Source organism: Labrenzia sp. THAF191a (assembly GCF_009363335.1).
Lineage (GTDB): Bacteria > Pseudomonadota > Alphaproteobacteria > Rhizobiales > Stappiaceae > Roseibium > Roseibium algicola.
The window spans coordinates 5,228,199-5,243,773 of sequence record NZ_CP045333.1; the positions used below are offsets into that span (position 1 = coordinate 5,228,199).

A 15,575-nucleotide genomic window follows, 5' to 3' on the forward strand; every position below is an offset into this window, starting at 1 on the left:
TGCACTTGCTCCCAGCATGCGTGCCGCTAATTATTGCCCTTCTTGCCACGAAAGCCATTGGATACCTCATGCACCTCAAACAAGTTGTTCTTTGCCTGACCGGGCTGTGTGCCGTCTTGCCTGCACAAGCAGGCACTGTCGAGCTTGGGCCCCGCCCCGCCTACCTTGTGTCCCAGATGGCTGACGGCCAACTGAAGGACACCTTGGAAGCATGTATCGGCAAGCCGGCAAAACGCACTCTGTTTTCCATCAGCCATCGTGGTGCCCCCTTGCAGTTTCCAGAGCACACGGAGGAAGGCTACCGGGCCGCGGCACTCATGGGAGCGGGCATCCTGGAATGCGACGTCACCTTTACCAAGGACAAGGAGCTGGTGTGCCGGCATTCCCAGAACGATCTGCACACGACCACGAATATTCTGACGACCGATCTCGCCGGTAAATGTACCACTGGCTTCACTCCGGCTTCAGGTGAGACGCCGGCTGCGGCCGAATGCCGGACGAGTGATCTGACCCTGGCGGAATTCTCGTCTTTGCAGGGCAAGATGGACAGCGCAGACAAAACGGCGACAACGCCTGAAGCTTACCAGAATGGAACCGCTCCCTGGCGCACGGACCTCTACGCGGGCACGGGAACGCTGCTGACACACGATGCCTCGATCCGCCTCTTCAAAGACCTCGGCGTGAAATTCACTCCGGAGTTGAAGGCCCCTGAAGTCGAGATGCCATTTGATGGCTTTACCCAGGCCGACTACGCCCAGAAACTGATTGACGAATATAAGGCGGCAGGCATTCCGGCAGAAGACGTCTATCCGCAATCCTTCAACCTTGATGACGTGCTCTACTGGATCGAAAACGAACCGGACTTCGGCAAGCAGGCAGTCTTCCTTGAAAGCCGCCGCGATGTCGATCCCATGGATCCGGAAACATTCTCCCCTTCCATGACCGAACTGAAGGCTATGGGCGTCAACTACCTCGCGCCGCCGCTGTTTGTCCTTCTTGCTGAGGAAGACGGCAAGATCGTTCCGTCGGCTTATGCGATTGCAGCAAAGGAAGCCGGTATCGAGCTGATTGCCTGGACGCTTGAAAGGTCGGGACCGCTGTCGTCCGGCGGCGGCTGGTACTATCAGACCGTCAACGATGCCATCGACGGCGACGGCAAGCTTTATGAGGTTGTGGATGTTCTGGCGCGCCAGGTTGGCGTCAAGGGCATCTTTTCGGACTGGCCGGCAACCACGAGCTTTTATGCCTCCTGCCTCGGACTGGAGTGACGTGCAGGAGCCGGTTTTGGCAACCAAGGTGAGAGGCGATAAGGCCTTTTTCACCAAAATTGCCTAACCTCCCGCATTGTTCCGCAAATCAGGTGTGGTCTTACCGTTGAAAACGCATCCGCTTCCAAGCGTCGATTCCCAGATCCTCTACAAGCGCTATCAGCCGCTTGACGGAGAAGCGATCATGGCTGTCATTGTAGCTGTCGCGGAAAAGGCGGGCGTTCCGCGCAGCGCCTGCCAGCTGTTGAACACGTCCGACGAGGTCAACAAGCGTTTTCTGTGCGGTAAGTTCCATGTTCTTGTCACACAGACAGGCCTCTTCGAACACACGCCGCTGATAGATGCTGCGCTTGAAACGGTCTATGCTAGGACCGCTTTTCCGGAAGCGGCCGACCTTTTGAACGAGATCGCGGCCTGCACGCAGATTTCGGTCAGAAAAAGCCTCATCCCCACGGATTCGCTGCCAGAGAACCTGAAGACACTTTCCGGAGTGGAAAGTCTGGCCTTCTGCGAGGCTGAGGAAACCTTGCAAGCCATGGAGATCGCAAGGTTGATCACGGCGATCATCGTGGAAAGATCACGGCCGGACGCCGTCTTTTGGGCTCCAAGCTGCTTCCTGCTGAAGCCGGATGCCTTCTCGGCGCTGGCTCGCGCCTCAAACCACGACGACCTGTACCTCTTGCCCAATCCTTACGGACAACAGGATCCCGCAACCGGCGAGCAATTGATCGGCATGATGGGGATCGGCTCCCAGTGGCTAACCGGGTACAGGGTGGAAGTGCTGCCCTGCAGGTTGCCGCCAGAGTACCTTGCCGAGATCCTCGTCGCGTTTTCAAAGTTCACGAACAAGAGTAGTCGCCTGATCGATGATGGAGACGTTTTTGGCCGTGAGGAAAACGAAAAGATCCAGGTGATCTACCATGAGGAAGACGATGACGGGTTGGGTACGATTGAACTCAAGGTCGTCCACAATCCCAAATTCGGCATCCTCCGTGAAGATGTGCCGACAAAATACGTTCGCTACGATGAAGACCTGAATGAAACCGGGAGTTATTCGGACGGGAGCGAGGACACAGAGCTGGACCCGCACGACCCCGTGGACGCGGCCATCCTGGAACGTTTACAGGAACTGAAGGGAGAGTCTCCCTCTCATGCGCCTCCAGAAGTTCGGAGCGAAGAGGCTTTCGAGCAGGAGATGTCGGCACTGGACCGGCCAGATCAGTCAGCTATACCAGCTTACCCTGAAACTGCTTCCGCCGTTTCACCATCAACTGCATCGCACGTTCATCGGACGATCGCCACCGCAGCCCGACAGCTGGATGACACCCGCATTGCTGGAAAGACTTCTCCCTCATCAAAAAGGATGTCGGTTGCCGAACTGCGAGACTTCGTCAAGCAGGCTCAGGTTTCGAACGAAACTTCGGAAAAGGCCGGCAAAAAACCTGGCTTCCTGGCGAAACTTTTCAAACGCAAGGCAGACCAGTAAGGCCTGGTATGAAGGTCAGCGTGCCTGATCCAGCGTTCGCTTGCATTCCAGCAACTCAAAGAGGGTTGCCTGCAGGCGGCGGATATCCTCCTTCGTCACGGACGAATGGGATCCCGCACCCTGAGCCGGTTTCTCGCCGCGCAGGCGACCAAGAATACTGAAATGCCCATGCCCCTGGGCTGGTGCCGGTTCCGGTGCATTGTCCGCCAGAACGCCGCTTGGCAACGGGCCGTTATGGCTTTCATGCTGGCCATTCTGGGAAATCATCGCAGGGACAGGCGCAGGTTCCGCCTGTACCGGCTCTGCAGAGGCAACGGCCTGCAGGGCCGACATGTCTTCATGCCGGATCTGCATGACGAAGCGTGGCCCCTGTTCTTTCAGGATCCGCTGTACACCCTTGATCGTGTAGCCTTCACCGTAGAGCAGATGACGAATGCCCTTCAGAAGCTCGACATCGTCCGGCCGGTAGTACCGGCGGCCTCCCCCACGCTTCAGCGGCTTGATCTGCGAGAAGCGTGTTTCCCAGAACCGCAGCACGTGCTGCGGCAGGTCAAGATCTTCTGCGACTTCGCTGATAGTACGAAAGGCGTCGGGGCTTTTTTCCTGCGAGCTCATCCGGTCTTATAATTTTCTGGCTATTTGCTGGCCTGTCCTGTCAGCGCATCATTGATCCGCTGTTTCAATACGTTAGACGGTTTGAACACCATCACCCGGCGCGGTGAAATAGGTACTTCCTCGCCGGTCTTCGGATTGCGGCCGATGCGCTCCCCCTTGGAGCGGACCACGAAAGACCCGAAGCTTGATAATTTTACTGATTCTCCGGTCACAAGACAGTCGGAAATTTCAGAAAGTACGCGTTCGACCAATTCAGAAGACTCGGTCCGGGACAGACCAACTTTCTGATAAACGGCCTCACACAGATCAGCGCGGGTAATAGTCCGATTGCCCATAACCCCTCCTCAACGACGCCATCATCTGGCTGATTTTGCACAAGAACTCCGATGCAAGGCCATACGGTACGGCCTTGCGGCGAGCCGGTCAACCGGAACTCTTGGTGGAAATCAGATTTGTCGTAGGAAGTTAGACAGGACTTACCAGCGCAGCAGAACGGAGCCCCAGGTGAATCCGCCCCCCATTGCTTCCAGCATCACGAGATCGTTCTTTTTGACACGTCCGTCCCTGACGGCCGTATCCAGCGCAAGCGGAATGGAGGCGGCAGAGGTGTTGCCGTGATGCTGGACCGTGGTCACGACCTTCTCGGGAGCGATACCGAGTTTCTTGGCGCTGGCATCGATGATGCGCTTGTTGGCCTGATGCGGAATGAACCAGTCGAGATCTTCCGATGTGGTCCCCGTTGCCTTGTAGGCATCTTCAATCACGTCGGTGATCATGCCGACCGCATGTTTGTAGACTTCACGGCCTTCCATCCGGAGATGCCCAACGGTACCAGTGGAGGACGGTCCACCGTCGACGAAGAGCTTTTCCTTGTGTCGGCCGTCGGAGCGAAGGTGCGATGTGAGGACACCCCGGTCAGCCGTCGTGCCTTCGCCTTCCGCTGCTTCCACCACGACAGCGCCAGCGCCGTCGCCGAAGAGAACGCAGGTCGTCCGGTCGGTCCAGTCCAGAATTCGTGAGAACGTCTCTGCACCGATAACAAGGCAGCGCTTCGCCAAGCCTGCCCGAATATAGGCATCGGCCGTCGTCAGGGCATAGACAAAGCCCGAGCAAACGGCGTGCACATCGAATGCGGCACCGTGATAGATGCCCAGGTTGGCCTGGACGGTGACAGCCGTTGCCGGAAAGGTGTTGTCCGGTGTGGCGGTTGCCAGAATGATTGTGTCGATCTCCTGAGCATCCCGGCCGGCGCTTTGCAGCGCCCGCTTGGCAGCTTCCAGAGCAAGATCCGAGGTCATCTGGCCTTCGGCAGCAACATGGCGCTGCTGGATGCCGGTGCGCTGAACGATCCATTCGTCAGACGTGTCGACCATCTTGGAGAGATCGTCGTTGGTCAGGATTTTTTCCGGCAGGAAACTTCCGCAGCCGGTTACGGTCGAACGGATTACGCTCACAAATCACCTTCCGATGTCGGCGCGGCTTCAGCGAAGCGGCCACGATGATAATGCACAAGATCCTGGGCGATCTTGTGTGTCAGTTCGTTTTTGACCATGTCGTAGGCAAGGTCGATCGCCGAGGCATAGCCCTCGGCATCCGTCCCGCCGTGACTCTTGATCACAATGCCATTCAGTCCCAGGAACACGCCGCCGTTGACCTTGCGCGGATCCATTTTCTCGCGCAGCAGATCAAAGGCGCCTTTGGCGAAGAGATAGCCGATTTTGGACATAAAGGTCCGATTCATGGCCGAACGCAAGTAACTGCCGATCTGCTTGGCTGTGCCTTCCGCGGTTTTGAGCGCGATGTTACCGGCAAAGCCTTCGGTCACGACGACATCGACCGTGCCTTTGCCAAGGTCGTCACCCTCGACGAAACCGGCGTAATGCAGCGAGCGCAGCGGCGTTTCGCGCAGAAGCCGGCCGGCGGTGCGAACCTCTTCCAGTCCCTTGACCTCTTCCACGCCGATATTCAGCAGGCCGATGCTCGGCTTCTGGACACCGAACAGGGCCCGCGCCATGGCGCCACCGAGAATGGCGAAATCGATAAGCTGCTGTGCGTCGGCGCCAATCGTTGCGCCGACATCAAGCACCACGGACTCGCCGCGCATGGTCGGCCAGATGGCCGCGATCGCCGGACGTTCGATATTGGCCATTGTCCGCAGGCAGAACTTGGACATGGCCATGAGTGCGCCCGTGTTGCCGGCAGAGACCGCAACGGATGCATCGCCTGTCTTTACCGCCTCGATGGACCGCCACATGGACGAGCGCCAGCGGCCCTGACGCAGGGCCTGGCTGGGTTTGGTGTCCATCGCAATGGAGACGTCGCAATGATGGAACGTCGAAGCGTCGCGAACCCTTGGATACTTTTCCAGGAGCGGCAGCACGACCTTTTCATTGCCGAACAGCAGGAAACGGATGTCAGGATGGCGGACAAGCGCAATTTCCGCCCCGGGAATGACGACGTCAGCCCCATGATCGCCGCCCATGGCATCCAGAGAAATCGGAATAGTTTTCGCCATCTAGAAGGTCTTTTGACGTTTCGCTACCAAGAACAGCACCGAGTGGTGCTTCCAGACAAAGTCCTGCAGGTCCGGCAAGGGCCTAGAACGGGCGCGAACATAACGGTTTTGGCAAGACTGACAACCGTTTTCCTGATCGCGGAGAGTTCTGACGTTGAAAACCTGCATGAAGACCCAGCCCAAATCGTTCCGGCACCTGTGAATACAATGGATATCAGTTATCCGGCTGTTCCTTGAGTGCCTTCAAGGCGGCGAAGGGGGACGGTTTGGCCTCGGGCTCTTCGTCGACGCTGTCGTCGTCGCCATCGCCACCCTCGAACTCCACTCCCGGCTTGCGGGGGAACGGGTCGAGCGTAAGCGCAAGTTCCTCGCAGATCACAGCACCAAGGTCTAGAACACCATCCAGAATGACATCGGGCGGGTCGAGCGTTTCCAGGTCGATTTCAATCTCGCCGTCCTCATTGAGATCGCTGACCTTGCGCGGCCGGCTGGACTGGGGCTCGAAGGTGCGATCGACATCGATCTTCAGCTGGCTTTCGAATGGTTCCAGTGAAACCACACAGGTCTGTTCCAGCGTTGCCGTCAGCGGACCGACCACGCGCAGTCCCGCCTTGCGATACGGTTTCAGAAGGAAATCCGCCTTGAGGTCGCGAATGCCATCGAGCTCATAGGTCTTGGCTATGGCCTTGAGCGCGGCTTCGTCCGGACTGACAGTGACGCGTTCGTCCTTGTCGACAACGCGGGCGGCGTTGACCTTGTACGAATAGGGGAAAGTTTCTTTTGTCATTTTTGTTTTTACCTTGGCACCTTTGTCGCGGCCTCTTGCTCCGCCGGCTTGGCTCTCAGACCGGCAATGCCTTGAATTTTTCAGGATCGGACCAGACGATGCTCCCGTTCATCAGTGCTTCCACCGTCTGCCCCTCGAGGCTTTCGGCAGCTTCCAGCATATAGTACGCCAAACGCTTCTGTGCGACCGGCTCCGGTGCATCCGGATAGATGTTGCGGCCGAGCGCCTCTGCCAGCTCATCAACGTTTTTTGATTCAATCGCCGGAATATAGGCATCGGCACGACCGTAAAAGGCTTCGCCCATGACTTTCACCTTCTTGGGCACGCGCGTGTCGCTGACACCCATTTCACGCAGCGATGCATCCATGTCCAGAAAGAACAGGTCAAAGACGTTCTGCGTAAACTCCGAGACCGACTTCCCCTCCCCGCGCATCCGGCGGAAATACAGCACTGCATGAGCCACGATCATGTCAAAACGGCCGTCGATACTATCGGGCACGTGAAAGTCGGTGTAAAAGACTGGCTGCCGTGCTTGAGCCACGATTTCACAATAGACCTTGTGCTCGGCATCGCGGGTCCGACGGCGGAACAGGCCAAACAACATGGCATCTCCTTTTAAGTCAGGTGTTGCCTTGTGCCCTATCCCACGATAGTGACTTTGCCAAGCAACGAAATTCAAGAGCAGCCAGACCGGTCTGGCGAAACGGGAATTCTTAGATGAACTTCAAGGCAAGCGCCCTGATCCTTCCGCTTCTGGTCACCTTACCGCTCGGCGGCTGTTTTACCTCCACCTATACGCATGGGCACGTGATCACCAGCGACATGCTGAACCAGGTTCAGGTCGGCTCCAGCCGCGAGCAGGTTGAGCTGGTCCTGGGAACCCCGTCGACAACGTCCAGCCTCAACGGCGATGCCTACTATTACATCTCGCAGAAAACCGCCACGACCGCCTTCATGGCTCCGGATATCGTCGAGCAGCGCGTCGTCGCGGTTTACTTCGACAAGGACGGCTACGTCCAGGACCTCGGCAACTACTCGCTTGAAGACGGCAAGATCGTCGACATTGTCACCCGCAAGACCCGTACGGGCGGCGCCGACTATGGCTTCCTGACGCAGATCCTGCGCGGTGCGACCAACCCGAGCCTTGGTCTCTGAGGCAAAAGCCACAACCCAATGCAAAAAGCCCCGGCCATCGGTCGGGGCTTTCTTTTTCCGGGGCGTCAGTGCGCCAGGATCGCCAACAGCAGCAAGGCCACGATGTTGGTGATCTTGATCATCGGGTTCACAGCCGGACCGGCGGTATCCTTGTAGGGATCCCCAACCGTATCGCCTGTCACCGAGGCCTTGTGCGCCTCGCTTCCCTTCTGGTGGGTCACACCGTCCTTGTCGGTGAAGCCGTCCTCGAAGGACTTCTTGGCGTTATCCCAGGCACCGCCACCGGCGGTCATGGAAATGGCCACGAAGAGCCCCGTCACGATCACACCCAGCAGCATCGCTCCAAGCGCCGCGAAGGCGTCGGCCGGTGTTGCCACGGCCTTGACCAGGAAGAACACCACGATGGGCGACAGCACCGGCAGCAGCGAGGGGATGATCATCTCCCGGATCGCCGCCTTTGTGAGCATGTCCACCGCACGACCGTAATCCGGCCGTTCCGTGCCCTGCATGATGCCCGGCTTTTCCTTGAACTGGCGGCGGACTTCCTCCACCACCGCTCCGGCTGCCCTGCCGACGGCGGTCATTGATATGCCGCCGAAGAGATAGGGCAACAGACCGCCGAACAGGAGACCTGCAACCACATAGGGATTGGACAATGTGAACAGGGTGCCGACGTCGATGCCATAGAAGATCGACCCTTCCGCAGCATTGCTGGAGAAGAACTTCAGGTCTTCCGTATAGGCGGCAAAGAGCACCAGCGCACCTAGCCCTGCGGACCCGATGGCGTAACCCTTGGTGACCGCCTTGGTGGTGTTCCCCACCGCATCGAGGGCGTCCGTCGTGGAACGCACTTCCGCCGGAAGATCCGCCATTTCGGCAATCCCCCCGGCGTTATCGGTCACCGGGCCAAAGGCGTCGAGCGCTACCACCATGCCTGCAAGCGCCAGCATGGTCGTTACCGCAATCGCAATCCCGAAGAGGCCCGCGAAAGCGTAGGTGACCAGAATGCCCGCGATGATGATCAGCGCCGGCAGGGCCGTTGCCTCCAGTGACACGGCCAGACCCTGGATCACGTTGGTGCCATGACCGGTCACCGACGCCTGGGCGATGGATCTCACCGGACGATACTCCGTGCCGGTGTAATATTCGGTCACCCAGATGATCAGCCCGGTCACCACGAGACCTACGAGACCACAGACGAACAGATCGAACCCGGTAAAGGTCGTGCCGCCCGATGTCGTGAACTCGGTGCCGGCACCGATCCAGCCGAAGATGATGATCGCGAGGGCTACCGCGGACAGAACCGCCGTGGCAATGAAGCCCTTGTAGAGTGCCCCCATGATCGAGTTGTTGCTGCCGAGCTTGACGAAGAACGTGCCGATGATGGACGTCACCACGCAGCTAGCTCCGATCAGCAACGGCAGGTGCATCAGGTCGATCGCCTGGCTGCTTGTGAAGAAGATCGATGACAGCACCATCGTGGCGACGACCGTCACCGCGTAGGTTTCAAACAAGTCGGCCGCCATGCCCGCACAGTCGCCGACATTGTCGCCGACGTTGTCGGCGATAGTCGCCGGGTTGCGTGGATCATCCTCCGGAATCCCGGCTTCAACCTTGCCGACCAGGTCACCGCCAACGTCAGCACCCTTGGTGAAGATACCGCCGCCGAGACGGGCGAAGATCGATATGAGGGAGGCACCGAAGCCGAGCGCGACCAGCGCGTCGATCACGGTACGATCCGTCGGGTCATACCCCATCATTCCGGTGAGGATGGCGAAATAGACTGCCACGCCAAGCAGCGCGAGCCCGGCAACCAAAAGGCCGGTGACGGCACCGGCCTTGAACGCGATTTCCAGCCCTGCCCCGAGGCTTTGGCTGGCCGCCTGGGCGGTGCGCACATTGGCCCGGACGGAAACCATCATGCCGATGTAACCGGCAGCTCCCGAGAGGACGGCGCCGATGGCAAATCCGATTGCCGCGGTGCCGGAAAGCAATAGCCAGGCGAGCACGAAAACAACGGCCCCCACAATGGCAATAGTCGTATATTGACGATTGAGATAAGCGCTAGCCCCTTCCTGGATCGCCTCGGCGATCTCCTGCATGCGCGCGTTCCCTGCATCCGCTGCCATAACGGACTGGATGGCCCACGCCCCATAGGCAATGGACAAGAGGCCACAAATGATGACGACAAGCTCGATCATACTTCCTCCCAAAGCTGCGGCGGACTGATTTTCTTGTCGTTTTTTGCCGCCTGACGGCCCTTCACATCAATTCCTCGACGTGAGGGAGGGTAACGATAGCAGCAAAGCGGCGCGCCTCGTCAAGCTCTCACATTGTTTAATTCAAAACTTCCGTTACGGTATTGTTTGATGCAGCGCAGTAATTATGCTGCGCTGACGAAATGGAATTTCGAAGGTACTTTAAGCGGTTGTATCCGCTCTTCTTTCCGCAACTGCAAGCCAGATAAGCAAGCCGATGCAGAGCACCACAAACGGAAACACCAGAATGGTGACCGTGTTCCAGCCGTAGACATTCAGCAAAGCGCCGGACGAGAACGAAGCGGCGGCAACAAAGCCGAATACCAGGAAATCGTTGACCGCCTGCACCAGGTTCCGCTCTTCGGGCCGGTAGGTATCCGTCAGCATGGCGGTGGCTCCGATGAAGCCGAAGTTCCAGCCAAGGCCGAGCAGGATTAGGGCGATCCAGAAGTTGGCAAGGTCGACCCCCATCAGCGCGACCACCGAACATCCAGCCAGTAGCAGCAGGCCAATCGAGACGATCCGTTCCTTGCCGAAGCGACCAATGAGATTACCCGTGAAGAAACTCGGACCGAACATGGCAAGCACATGCCACTGAATGCCAAGCGTGGCGTCATTCTGCGACAGGCCGCAGCCGATCATGGCCAGCGGCGTTGCCGTCATCACCATGCTCATGAGCGCATAGGAGCAGATACCGCAGGCTGCCGCGACGATGAAACGGCGTTGTGTCATGATCTGGCGCAGCGGACGTCCACCCGCCTGGGTGTGGGTATGCCGCTGCGGCTTTGGAATTCGGAGAAAAGCCACGAGGAAAAAGGCAATCAGTGACAAGCCCGCCTGCGCCAGATAGGTACCGGCGAACAGGATCGGCGAGAACAGGTCCTTGGTGGCGATAACCGTTTGCGGACCAACCACCCCTGCCAGAACACCACCGGCAAGCACCCATGAAATCGCCTTCGGCTTGAAGGCGTCACTTGCCGTGTCTGCTGCCGCAAAGCGGTATTGCTGCACGAATGCGCCTGCAAAACCGCTGATGCAGCACCCGAGAGCAAACATCAGAAACTCGTCCTGGAAAACCGCGAATGCCGCCAGCAGCCCGGCGATGGCCCCAAGCAAAGCTGCCCCCATGAAACCGGTCCTGCGGCCGTAGCGGCGCATGATCATGCCGGCGGGAATGGTCCCGAAAGCTGTTCCCAGGACCATCGCCGACACGGGCAAGGTCGCCAGGGACTTGTCCGTATCCAGCATCGAATACCCGACCAGCGGCGCCGTTGCGATCACGATCGACGCCGAAGCCCCACCAATAGCCTGAGCCAGAGCCAATAGCAGCGCGTTTCGTTTTGCCAGACTGTCGTCGACAAAGCTATCGGGGGTCGTCACGGTCATTTGGATACTTTCAGGAAGGCAGAAGTTTGCATGGCACATAACACGCCAACAGCCGACCGCGAAAGACCAGAAGTTTCATTTGCAACCGGAGACCAGCCGAGAGCTGTAACGTGCGACACGTCGCGGCCAAGCGGCACGAAAGCGCAACACCGTCGGAGGCAGGCATTCGGGCGAAGGATCCGGCCTGGCAAAATTCCAGCGCCTGTCCTTTGCGACAGCTAGAAGTGACTGAAGCCCACAAAGCGATCGTAGTCGACAGGTTGCCCGGCTTCCTCAAGCCGAATTCGGCCCTCACCCGCCCGGGCATGACCGATTTGCGTGACGGGACAGCCGGCCAGATGAGCAACCCGGCAGAAGGTGCCTGAAAGGTCTTCCGGCACCGCCAGCAGGATTTCGTAATCGTCGCCACCGTTCAGGCAACGGGCAAAGTCCTCTGGTGACTTGATCTTGAGATGGGCGAGCGCCTGTGAAAGCGGCACCTGATCCAGGTCGATCGTGAGGTCCAACGCCGAAGCGCTGGCCATATGCGCGCAGTCGGCGAACAGGCCATCTGACACGTCCATGGCAGCCGAAGCATAATCGGTCACCGCCCCGGCAAGCCTCGTGCGCGGCCTCGGCAGCAGGTAACGGTCGAGAATATGGGCTTCTTCGCTCTCAGTCAGATCATGATCGCGGCAGTAGTCGGGATTGAGGCGCGCCTGAAGACCGGCAGCGGCGTCGCCAATGGTTCCGGTAACGAACAGAAGATCGCCCGGCCGTGCCCCGGACCGCCGAACTGCGTTGCCGGTTTCAACCTCGCCTATTGCCGTGATCGACACTTGCAGACCATTGCCGGAACGGACCGTGTCACCGCCAAGCAAATGGAAATCATAGGCCGCCTGGTCAGCCGCCAGGCCGTTGCAGAACCGCTCAAGCCAGTCGACTGTCCAGTCGGACGGCAAGGACAGCCCCATCAGATAGCCGCGCGGACTTGCGCCCTTCGCCGCAAGGTCCGAGAGGTTGACCCTCAGTGCCTTGGCGGCAATCGCTTCCGGTGCATCTTCAGCAAAGAAATGAATATCGGCCGCCAGCACGTCCTTGGTCAGAACGAGGTCATGGCCTTCCCGCGGTGTCAGCACCGCAGCATCGTCGGTCAGACCGAGACTGCCCGGGTCTTTTGCCAAAGGGGCAAAGAAACGCCGGATCAGCTCGAATTCGCCTGGCCGGTCAGCGCCCATGATCAGGAGGCGCCGTCCGTTTTCTTTTCCTCGAGTTCGCCGCTGCGCAATTCATGCGCAAGACGGTCGAGCACGCCGTTGACAAGGCCGGGCTCATCATCATCGAAGAAGGCCTTGGTAACGTCGATATACTCGGAAATGATCACCTTGGCCGGAACATCCTTGCGGCGCAGCAGCTCGTAGGAGCCCGAGCGGAGGATGGCCCGCAGCAGGCTGTCGATACGCTTCAGAGGCCAGTCTTCGGCCAACGCATTGTGAATGTAGGGATCCAGAAACTTCTGGTCCTCCACAACGCCGGCAAGGATCTGCTTGAACCATTGTTCGTCGGCTTCGCGATACTGCGCACCGTCGATTTCCTTGCCGAGGCGAAAGGCAGTGAATTCGCTGACGACACTGGTCAGCGGCGCACCGCCTACGTCCATCTGATAAAGAGCCTGAACAGCGGCAAGGCGAGCCACGCCGCGTTTGTTTGCAGGGCGCACAGTTTTTCCAGCCGGTTTTTCCGGGTCGGCCTTTCCGGTCATTCTTCTTATACTCCAAGCCGCTCGCGCAGGGCGATCATGTCGAGGGCAGCACGGGCAGCCGCGCCGCCTTTGTCCTTGTCGTCCACCTTCGCGCGGGCCCATGCCTGCTCACCGTTTTCAACGGTCAGGATACCATTTCCGACAGCCAGATCCGCATCGACGATCAAATCCATGATCACCCGGTTCGATTCATTGGCAACAATATCGTAGTGGGTTGTCTCGCCGCGAATGACGACACCCAGCAGAACGAAGCCGTCGTAAAGCTCGCCGTCGTTTTCCATTGCCGTCAGAGCCATGGACAGGGCAGCCGGAATTTCCAGGACGCCCGGAACCGCGATCCGGTCATAGCTTGCGCCGGCAGCCTCAATGGTCTTGATCGCGCCTTCTGCGAGAGCATCGGCCAGATCCTCGTAGAAACGGGCTTCGATGATCAGAAGTTTCGGTGCAGCGCTCATGGGTTTTCGTTCCTATGTAAGGCCGCGACAGGAACCACGTCTGCCCCGGTTTGTCCAGTCTCATTCGTAAAGGACCACGATATCCCGGTGACGAGTTCGTCCCGTGGTTAAGGCGGTAAATGATATTAGCTCTTTTCGAAGGTGTTGGGACCGTCCCCTACCCGGTCTTGGAGAATTCCGCAAGACGGGCGGCGTAGCGGGCCATCATATCCACTTCCAGGTTGATCTTGTCACCGACCTGCCGATCGGACCAGGTCGTGACTTCGAGCGTATGCGGGATCAGGAAGACGGAGAAGAGCAAGCCGTCGACCTCGTTCACCGTGAGGGACGTACCGTCGAGTGCGACCGAGCCTTTCTTGGCGATGAAGGGGGCGGCTTCTTCTGGTGCCTCGAACTGGAAATAGACCGAATCTGGATGGTCTTCACGCTTTGTCACCGTTGTAAGTCCATCGACATGGCCAAGAACCAGGTGCCCGCCCAGCTCCGCACCCATCGTCAGCGAGCGTTCCAGATTGAGTTTCTGCCCCACTTTCCAGGATGCGACGTTGGTCAGCGCCAGGGTTTCGGCTGCCGATTCCACTTCGAACCAGTTGCCATTGGATCCGTTGTCCTTGGCTGTCACCGTGTGGCAGACACCGGAACAGGAAATCGAAGCCCCGATGTCGAAGCCATTCGTATCGTAGGCGGTGCGGATCCGCGTCCGCATTCCGGCAGGGATCTTGTCGATAGCGAGGATCTCGCCGAGGTCGGTCACAATTCCGGTGAACATGTCAGGCTCCGCGCCGTCTGAGATAAACAAAACTGTCCGGACCGAAACGGCCCGCATCGACCCGCTCGAATTTGGGGTCTTTGAGAACATCTGCAAGGTCAAGACCGTGCAGAGCAGGTATGCCACCTTCGCCGATTACGATATCCCCGGTAACGACACAAAGATCATCCACCAGATCCGCCGCCAGGAAAGACGACGCCAGACGGGAACCACCTTCAACCATCACCCGCGTTATGCCGCGTGTTGCCAGCGCACTCAGGATGACAGAGGGCTTGATGCCGGTTTCTTCAGCGGGCACCCGGATGACGTTGACACCAGCAGCCGCCAGGTCCGCCAGCTTGTCAGCATCCGCCGCATTGCCACACACAAGCCAGACAGGCACGTCGACGCAGGTTTGCACCAGTTTGGAAGTCAATGGCAGCCGGGCGCAGCGGTCGATGATGACCCGCACAGGAGAGCGATCCGCGAGGCCCGGAAGTCTGCAGGTCAGTTGCGGGTCATCGGCAAGCGCCGTGCCTGAACCGACCAGGATTGCATCGCATTCGGCGCGAAATCCATGGACCTTGCGCATCGACAGGGCACCGGAGATCTTGACCTGACCTTCGCCTGCCCGACCGATAAATCCATCCCTGGAAACAGCTAGCTTCAGGAACACCACCGGACGCTGCTTCAGTTGCCGGTAGGTGAACCCCCGGTAAAGCGCATGCATGGCCTTTTCGCGCACCCCCACTTCCACCTCGATGCCCGCATCGCGCAGCATGGCGACACCACGGCCAGCGACACGTGGGTTCGGGTCCAGCATGCCGACGACCACGCGTTTCACGCCCGCCTCGATCAGAGCCTTGGCGCAAGGCGGGGTCCGGCCGTAGTGGGAACATGGCTCCAGCGTGACGTAACAGGTCGCCCCTTTCGCCCTGTCCCCTGCCTGGTTCAAGGCGTTGACTTCCGCATGCGCCATGCCTGGACGTGACGTGACGCCTCTGCCCACGAGAACAGCGGCACCTGCGTCGAAACGGACGATGAGCGCAGCCACAGATGGATTGGGCCACACACGGCCGAGACCACGACGGGCAAGGCGTTCGGCGGCCGCCATGAAACGGGCATCAAGATTGGAAAGTTCGGACATCAAGAACCGGGTAC

The 15,575-nt window shown here is 58.9% G+C and carries 17 protein-coding genes; 3 read left to right on the forward strand and 14 right to left on the reverse strand.

Annotation, left to right across the window (positions count from 1 at the left end; translation table 11 throughout):
- The first annotated feature begins 68 nt into the window (after nucleotides 1–68).
- Nucleotides 69–1,268, forward strand: a complete 1,200-nt coding sequence (locus FIV05_RS24050) for a glycerophosphodiester phosphodiesterase family protein (protein ID WP_152511260.1) — start codon at nucleotides 69–71, stop codon at nucleotides 1,266–1,268.
- A gap of 100 nt (nucleotides 1,269–1,368) precedes the next feature.
- Here the strand turns inward: FIV05_RS24050 and FIV05_RS24055 are convergent, their stop codons facing one another.
- Entirely contained in the window at nucleotides 1,369–1,563 is a 195-nt protein-coding gene (locus tag FIV05_RS24055) for a hypothetical protein (protein WP_152511261.1), read from the reverse strand.
- A gap of 102 nt (nucleotides 1,564–1,665) precedes the next feature.
- Between FIV05_RS24055 and FIV05_RS24060 the strand changes: the two genes are divergently transcribed.
- Nucleotides 1,666–2,754, forward strand: coding sequence for a hypothetical protein (locus tag FIV05_RS24060; RefSeq protein ID WP_152511262.1), 1,089 nt, complete (start codon nucleotides 1,666–1,668; stop codon nucleotides 2,752–2,754).
- Between the two features lie 15 nt (nucleotides 2,755–2,769).
- On the opposite strand, the gene FIV05_RS24065 is transcribed toward FIV05_RS24060, so the two are convergent.
- The 6 genes from FIV05_RS24065 to FIV05_RS24090 form a co-directional block, all read right to left on the reverse strand.
- The gene (locus FIV05_RS24065) at nucleotides 2,770–3,369 is read right to left on the reverse strand and encodes a MerR family transcriptional regulator (protein ID WP_152511263.1); all 600 of its coding nucleotides are present in this window, start codon (nucleotides 3,367–3,369) and stop codon (nucleotides 2,770–2,772) included.
- A 20-nt stretch (nucleotides 3,370–3,389) separates the two neighbouring features.
- Nucleotides 3,390–3,704 (reverse strand): integration host factor subunit alpha, encoded by a 315-nt coding sequence (locus FIV05_RS24070; protein WP_023003819.1) that lies wholly within the window; start codon nucleotides 3,702–3,704, stop codon nucleotides 3,390–3,392.
- A gap of 141 nt (nucleotides 3,705–3,845) precedes the next feature.
- Entirely contained in the window at nucleotides 3,846–4,823 is a 978-nt protein-coding gene (locus FIV05_RS24075) for a beta-ketoacyl-ACP synthase III (protein WP_062489136.1), read from the reverse strand.
- A complete protein-coding gene (plsX, locus tag FIV05_RS24080) occupies nucleotides 4,820–5,884 on the reverse strand; it encodes a phosphate acyltransferase PlsX (RefSeq protein WP_152511264.1) in 1,065 nt (354 codons plus the stop codon). Before plsX ends, FIV05_RS24075 begins: the two co-directional genes overlap by 4 nt.
- Before the next feature lie 214 nt (nucleotides 5,885–6,098).
- Nucleotides 6,099–6,671: a DUF177 domain-containing protein gene (locus FIV05_RS24085; protein WP_055653457.1), complete on the reverse strand. Its 573-nt coding sequence runs from the start codon at nucleotides 6,669–6,671 to the stop codon at nucleotides 6,099–6,101.
- A gap of 55 nt (nucleotides 6,672–6,726) precedes the next feature.
- Nucleotides 6,727–7,350: a ubiquinol-cytochrome C chaperone family protein gene (locus FIV05_RS24090; protein ID WP_209009775.1), complete on the reverse strand. Its 624-nt coding sequence runs from the start codon at nucleotides 7,348–7,350 to the stop codon at nucleotides 6,727–6,729.
- A 38-nt stretch (nucleotides 7,351–7,388) separates the two neighbouring features.
- Between FIV05_RS24090 and bamE the strand changes: the two genes are divergently transcribed.
- Complete coding sequence (gene bamE / locus FIV05_RS24095; RefSeq protein WP_006931570.1) at nucleotides 7,389–7,826, forward strand: outer membrane protein assembly factor BamE; 438 nt, start codon at nucleotides 7,389–7,391, stop codon at nucleotides 7,824–7,826.
- 65 nt (nucleotides 7,827–7,891) lie between these two features.
- Here the strand turns inward: bamE and FIV05_RS24100 are convergent, their stop codons facing one another.
- The 7 genes from FIV05_RS24100 to ribD all read right to left on the reverse strand — a co-directional run bounded on the left by FIV05_RS24100 (nucleotide 7,892) and on the right by ribD (nucleotide 15,561).
- The gene (locus FIV05_RS24100; RefSeq protein WP_152511265.1) at nucleotides 7,892–10,027 is read right to left on the reverse strand and encodes a sodium-translocating pyrophosphatase; all 2,136 of its coding nucleotides are present in this window, start codon (nucleotides 10,025–10,027) and stop codon (nucleotides 7,892–7,894) included.
- Between the two features lie 219 nt (nucleotides 10,028–10,246).
- On the reverse strand, nucleotides 10,247–11,470 hold the full coding sequence (locus FIV05_RS24105) for an MFS transporter (RefSeq protein ID WP_152511266.1): 1,224 nt from the start codon (nucleotides 11,468–11,470) through the stop codon (nucleotides 10,247–10,249).
- Between the two features lie 218 nt (nucleotides 11,471–11,688).
- A complete protein-coding gene (thiL, locus tag FIV05_RS24110; protein WP_152511267.1) occupies nucleotides 11,689–12,687 on the reverse strand; it encodes a thiamine-phosphate kinase in 999 nt (332 codons plus the stop codon).
- Nucleotides 12,688–12,689: 2 nt separating this feature from the next.
- The gene (nusB, locus tag FIV05_RS24115; protein ID WP_152511268.1) at nucleotides 12,690–13,211 is read right to left on the reverse strand and encodes a transcription antitermination factor NusB; all 522 of its coding nucleotides are present in this window, start codon (nucleotides 13,209–13,211) and stop codon (nucleotides 12,690–12,692) included.
- Nucleotides 13,212–13,216: 5 nt separating this feature from the next.
- Complete coding sequence (ribH, locus tag FIV05_RS24120) at nucleotides 13,217–13,666, reverse strand: 6,7-dimethyl-8-ribityllumazine synthase (RefSeq protein WP_023003809.1); 450 nt, start codon at nucleotides 13,664–13,666, stop codon at nucleotides 13,217–13,219.
- A gap of 157 nt (nucleotides 13,667–13,823) precedes the next feature.
- Complete coding sequence (locus FIV05_RS24125; RefSeq protein WP_152511269.1) at nucleotides 13,824–14,435, reverse strand: riboflavin synthase; 612 nt, start codon at nucleotides 14,433–14,435, stop codon at nucleotides 13,824–13,826.
- A gap of 1 nt (nucleotide 14,436) precedes the next feature.
- The gene (gene ribD, locus FIV05_RS24130) at nucleotides 14,437–15,561 is read right to left on the reverse strand and encodes a bifunctional diaminohydroxyphosphoribosylaminopyrimidine deaminase/5-amino-6-(5-phosphoribosylamino)uracil reductase RibD (RefSeq protein WP_152511270.1); all 1,125 of its coding nucleotides are present in this window, start codon (nucleotides 15,559–15,561) and stop codon (nucleotides 14,437–14,439) included.
- Nucleotides 15,562–15,575: the final 14 nt, after the last annotated feature.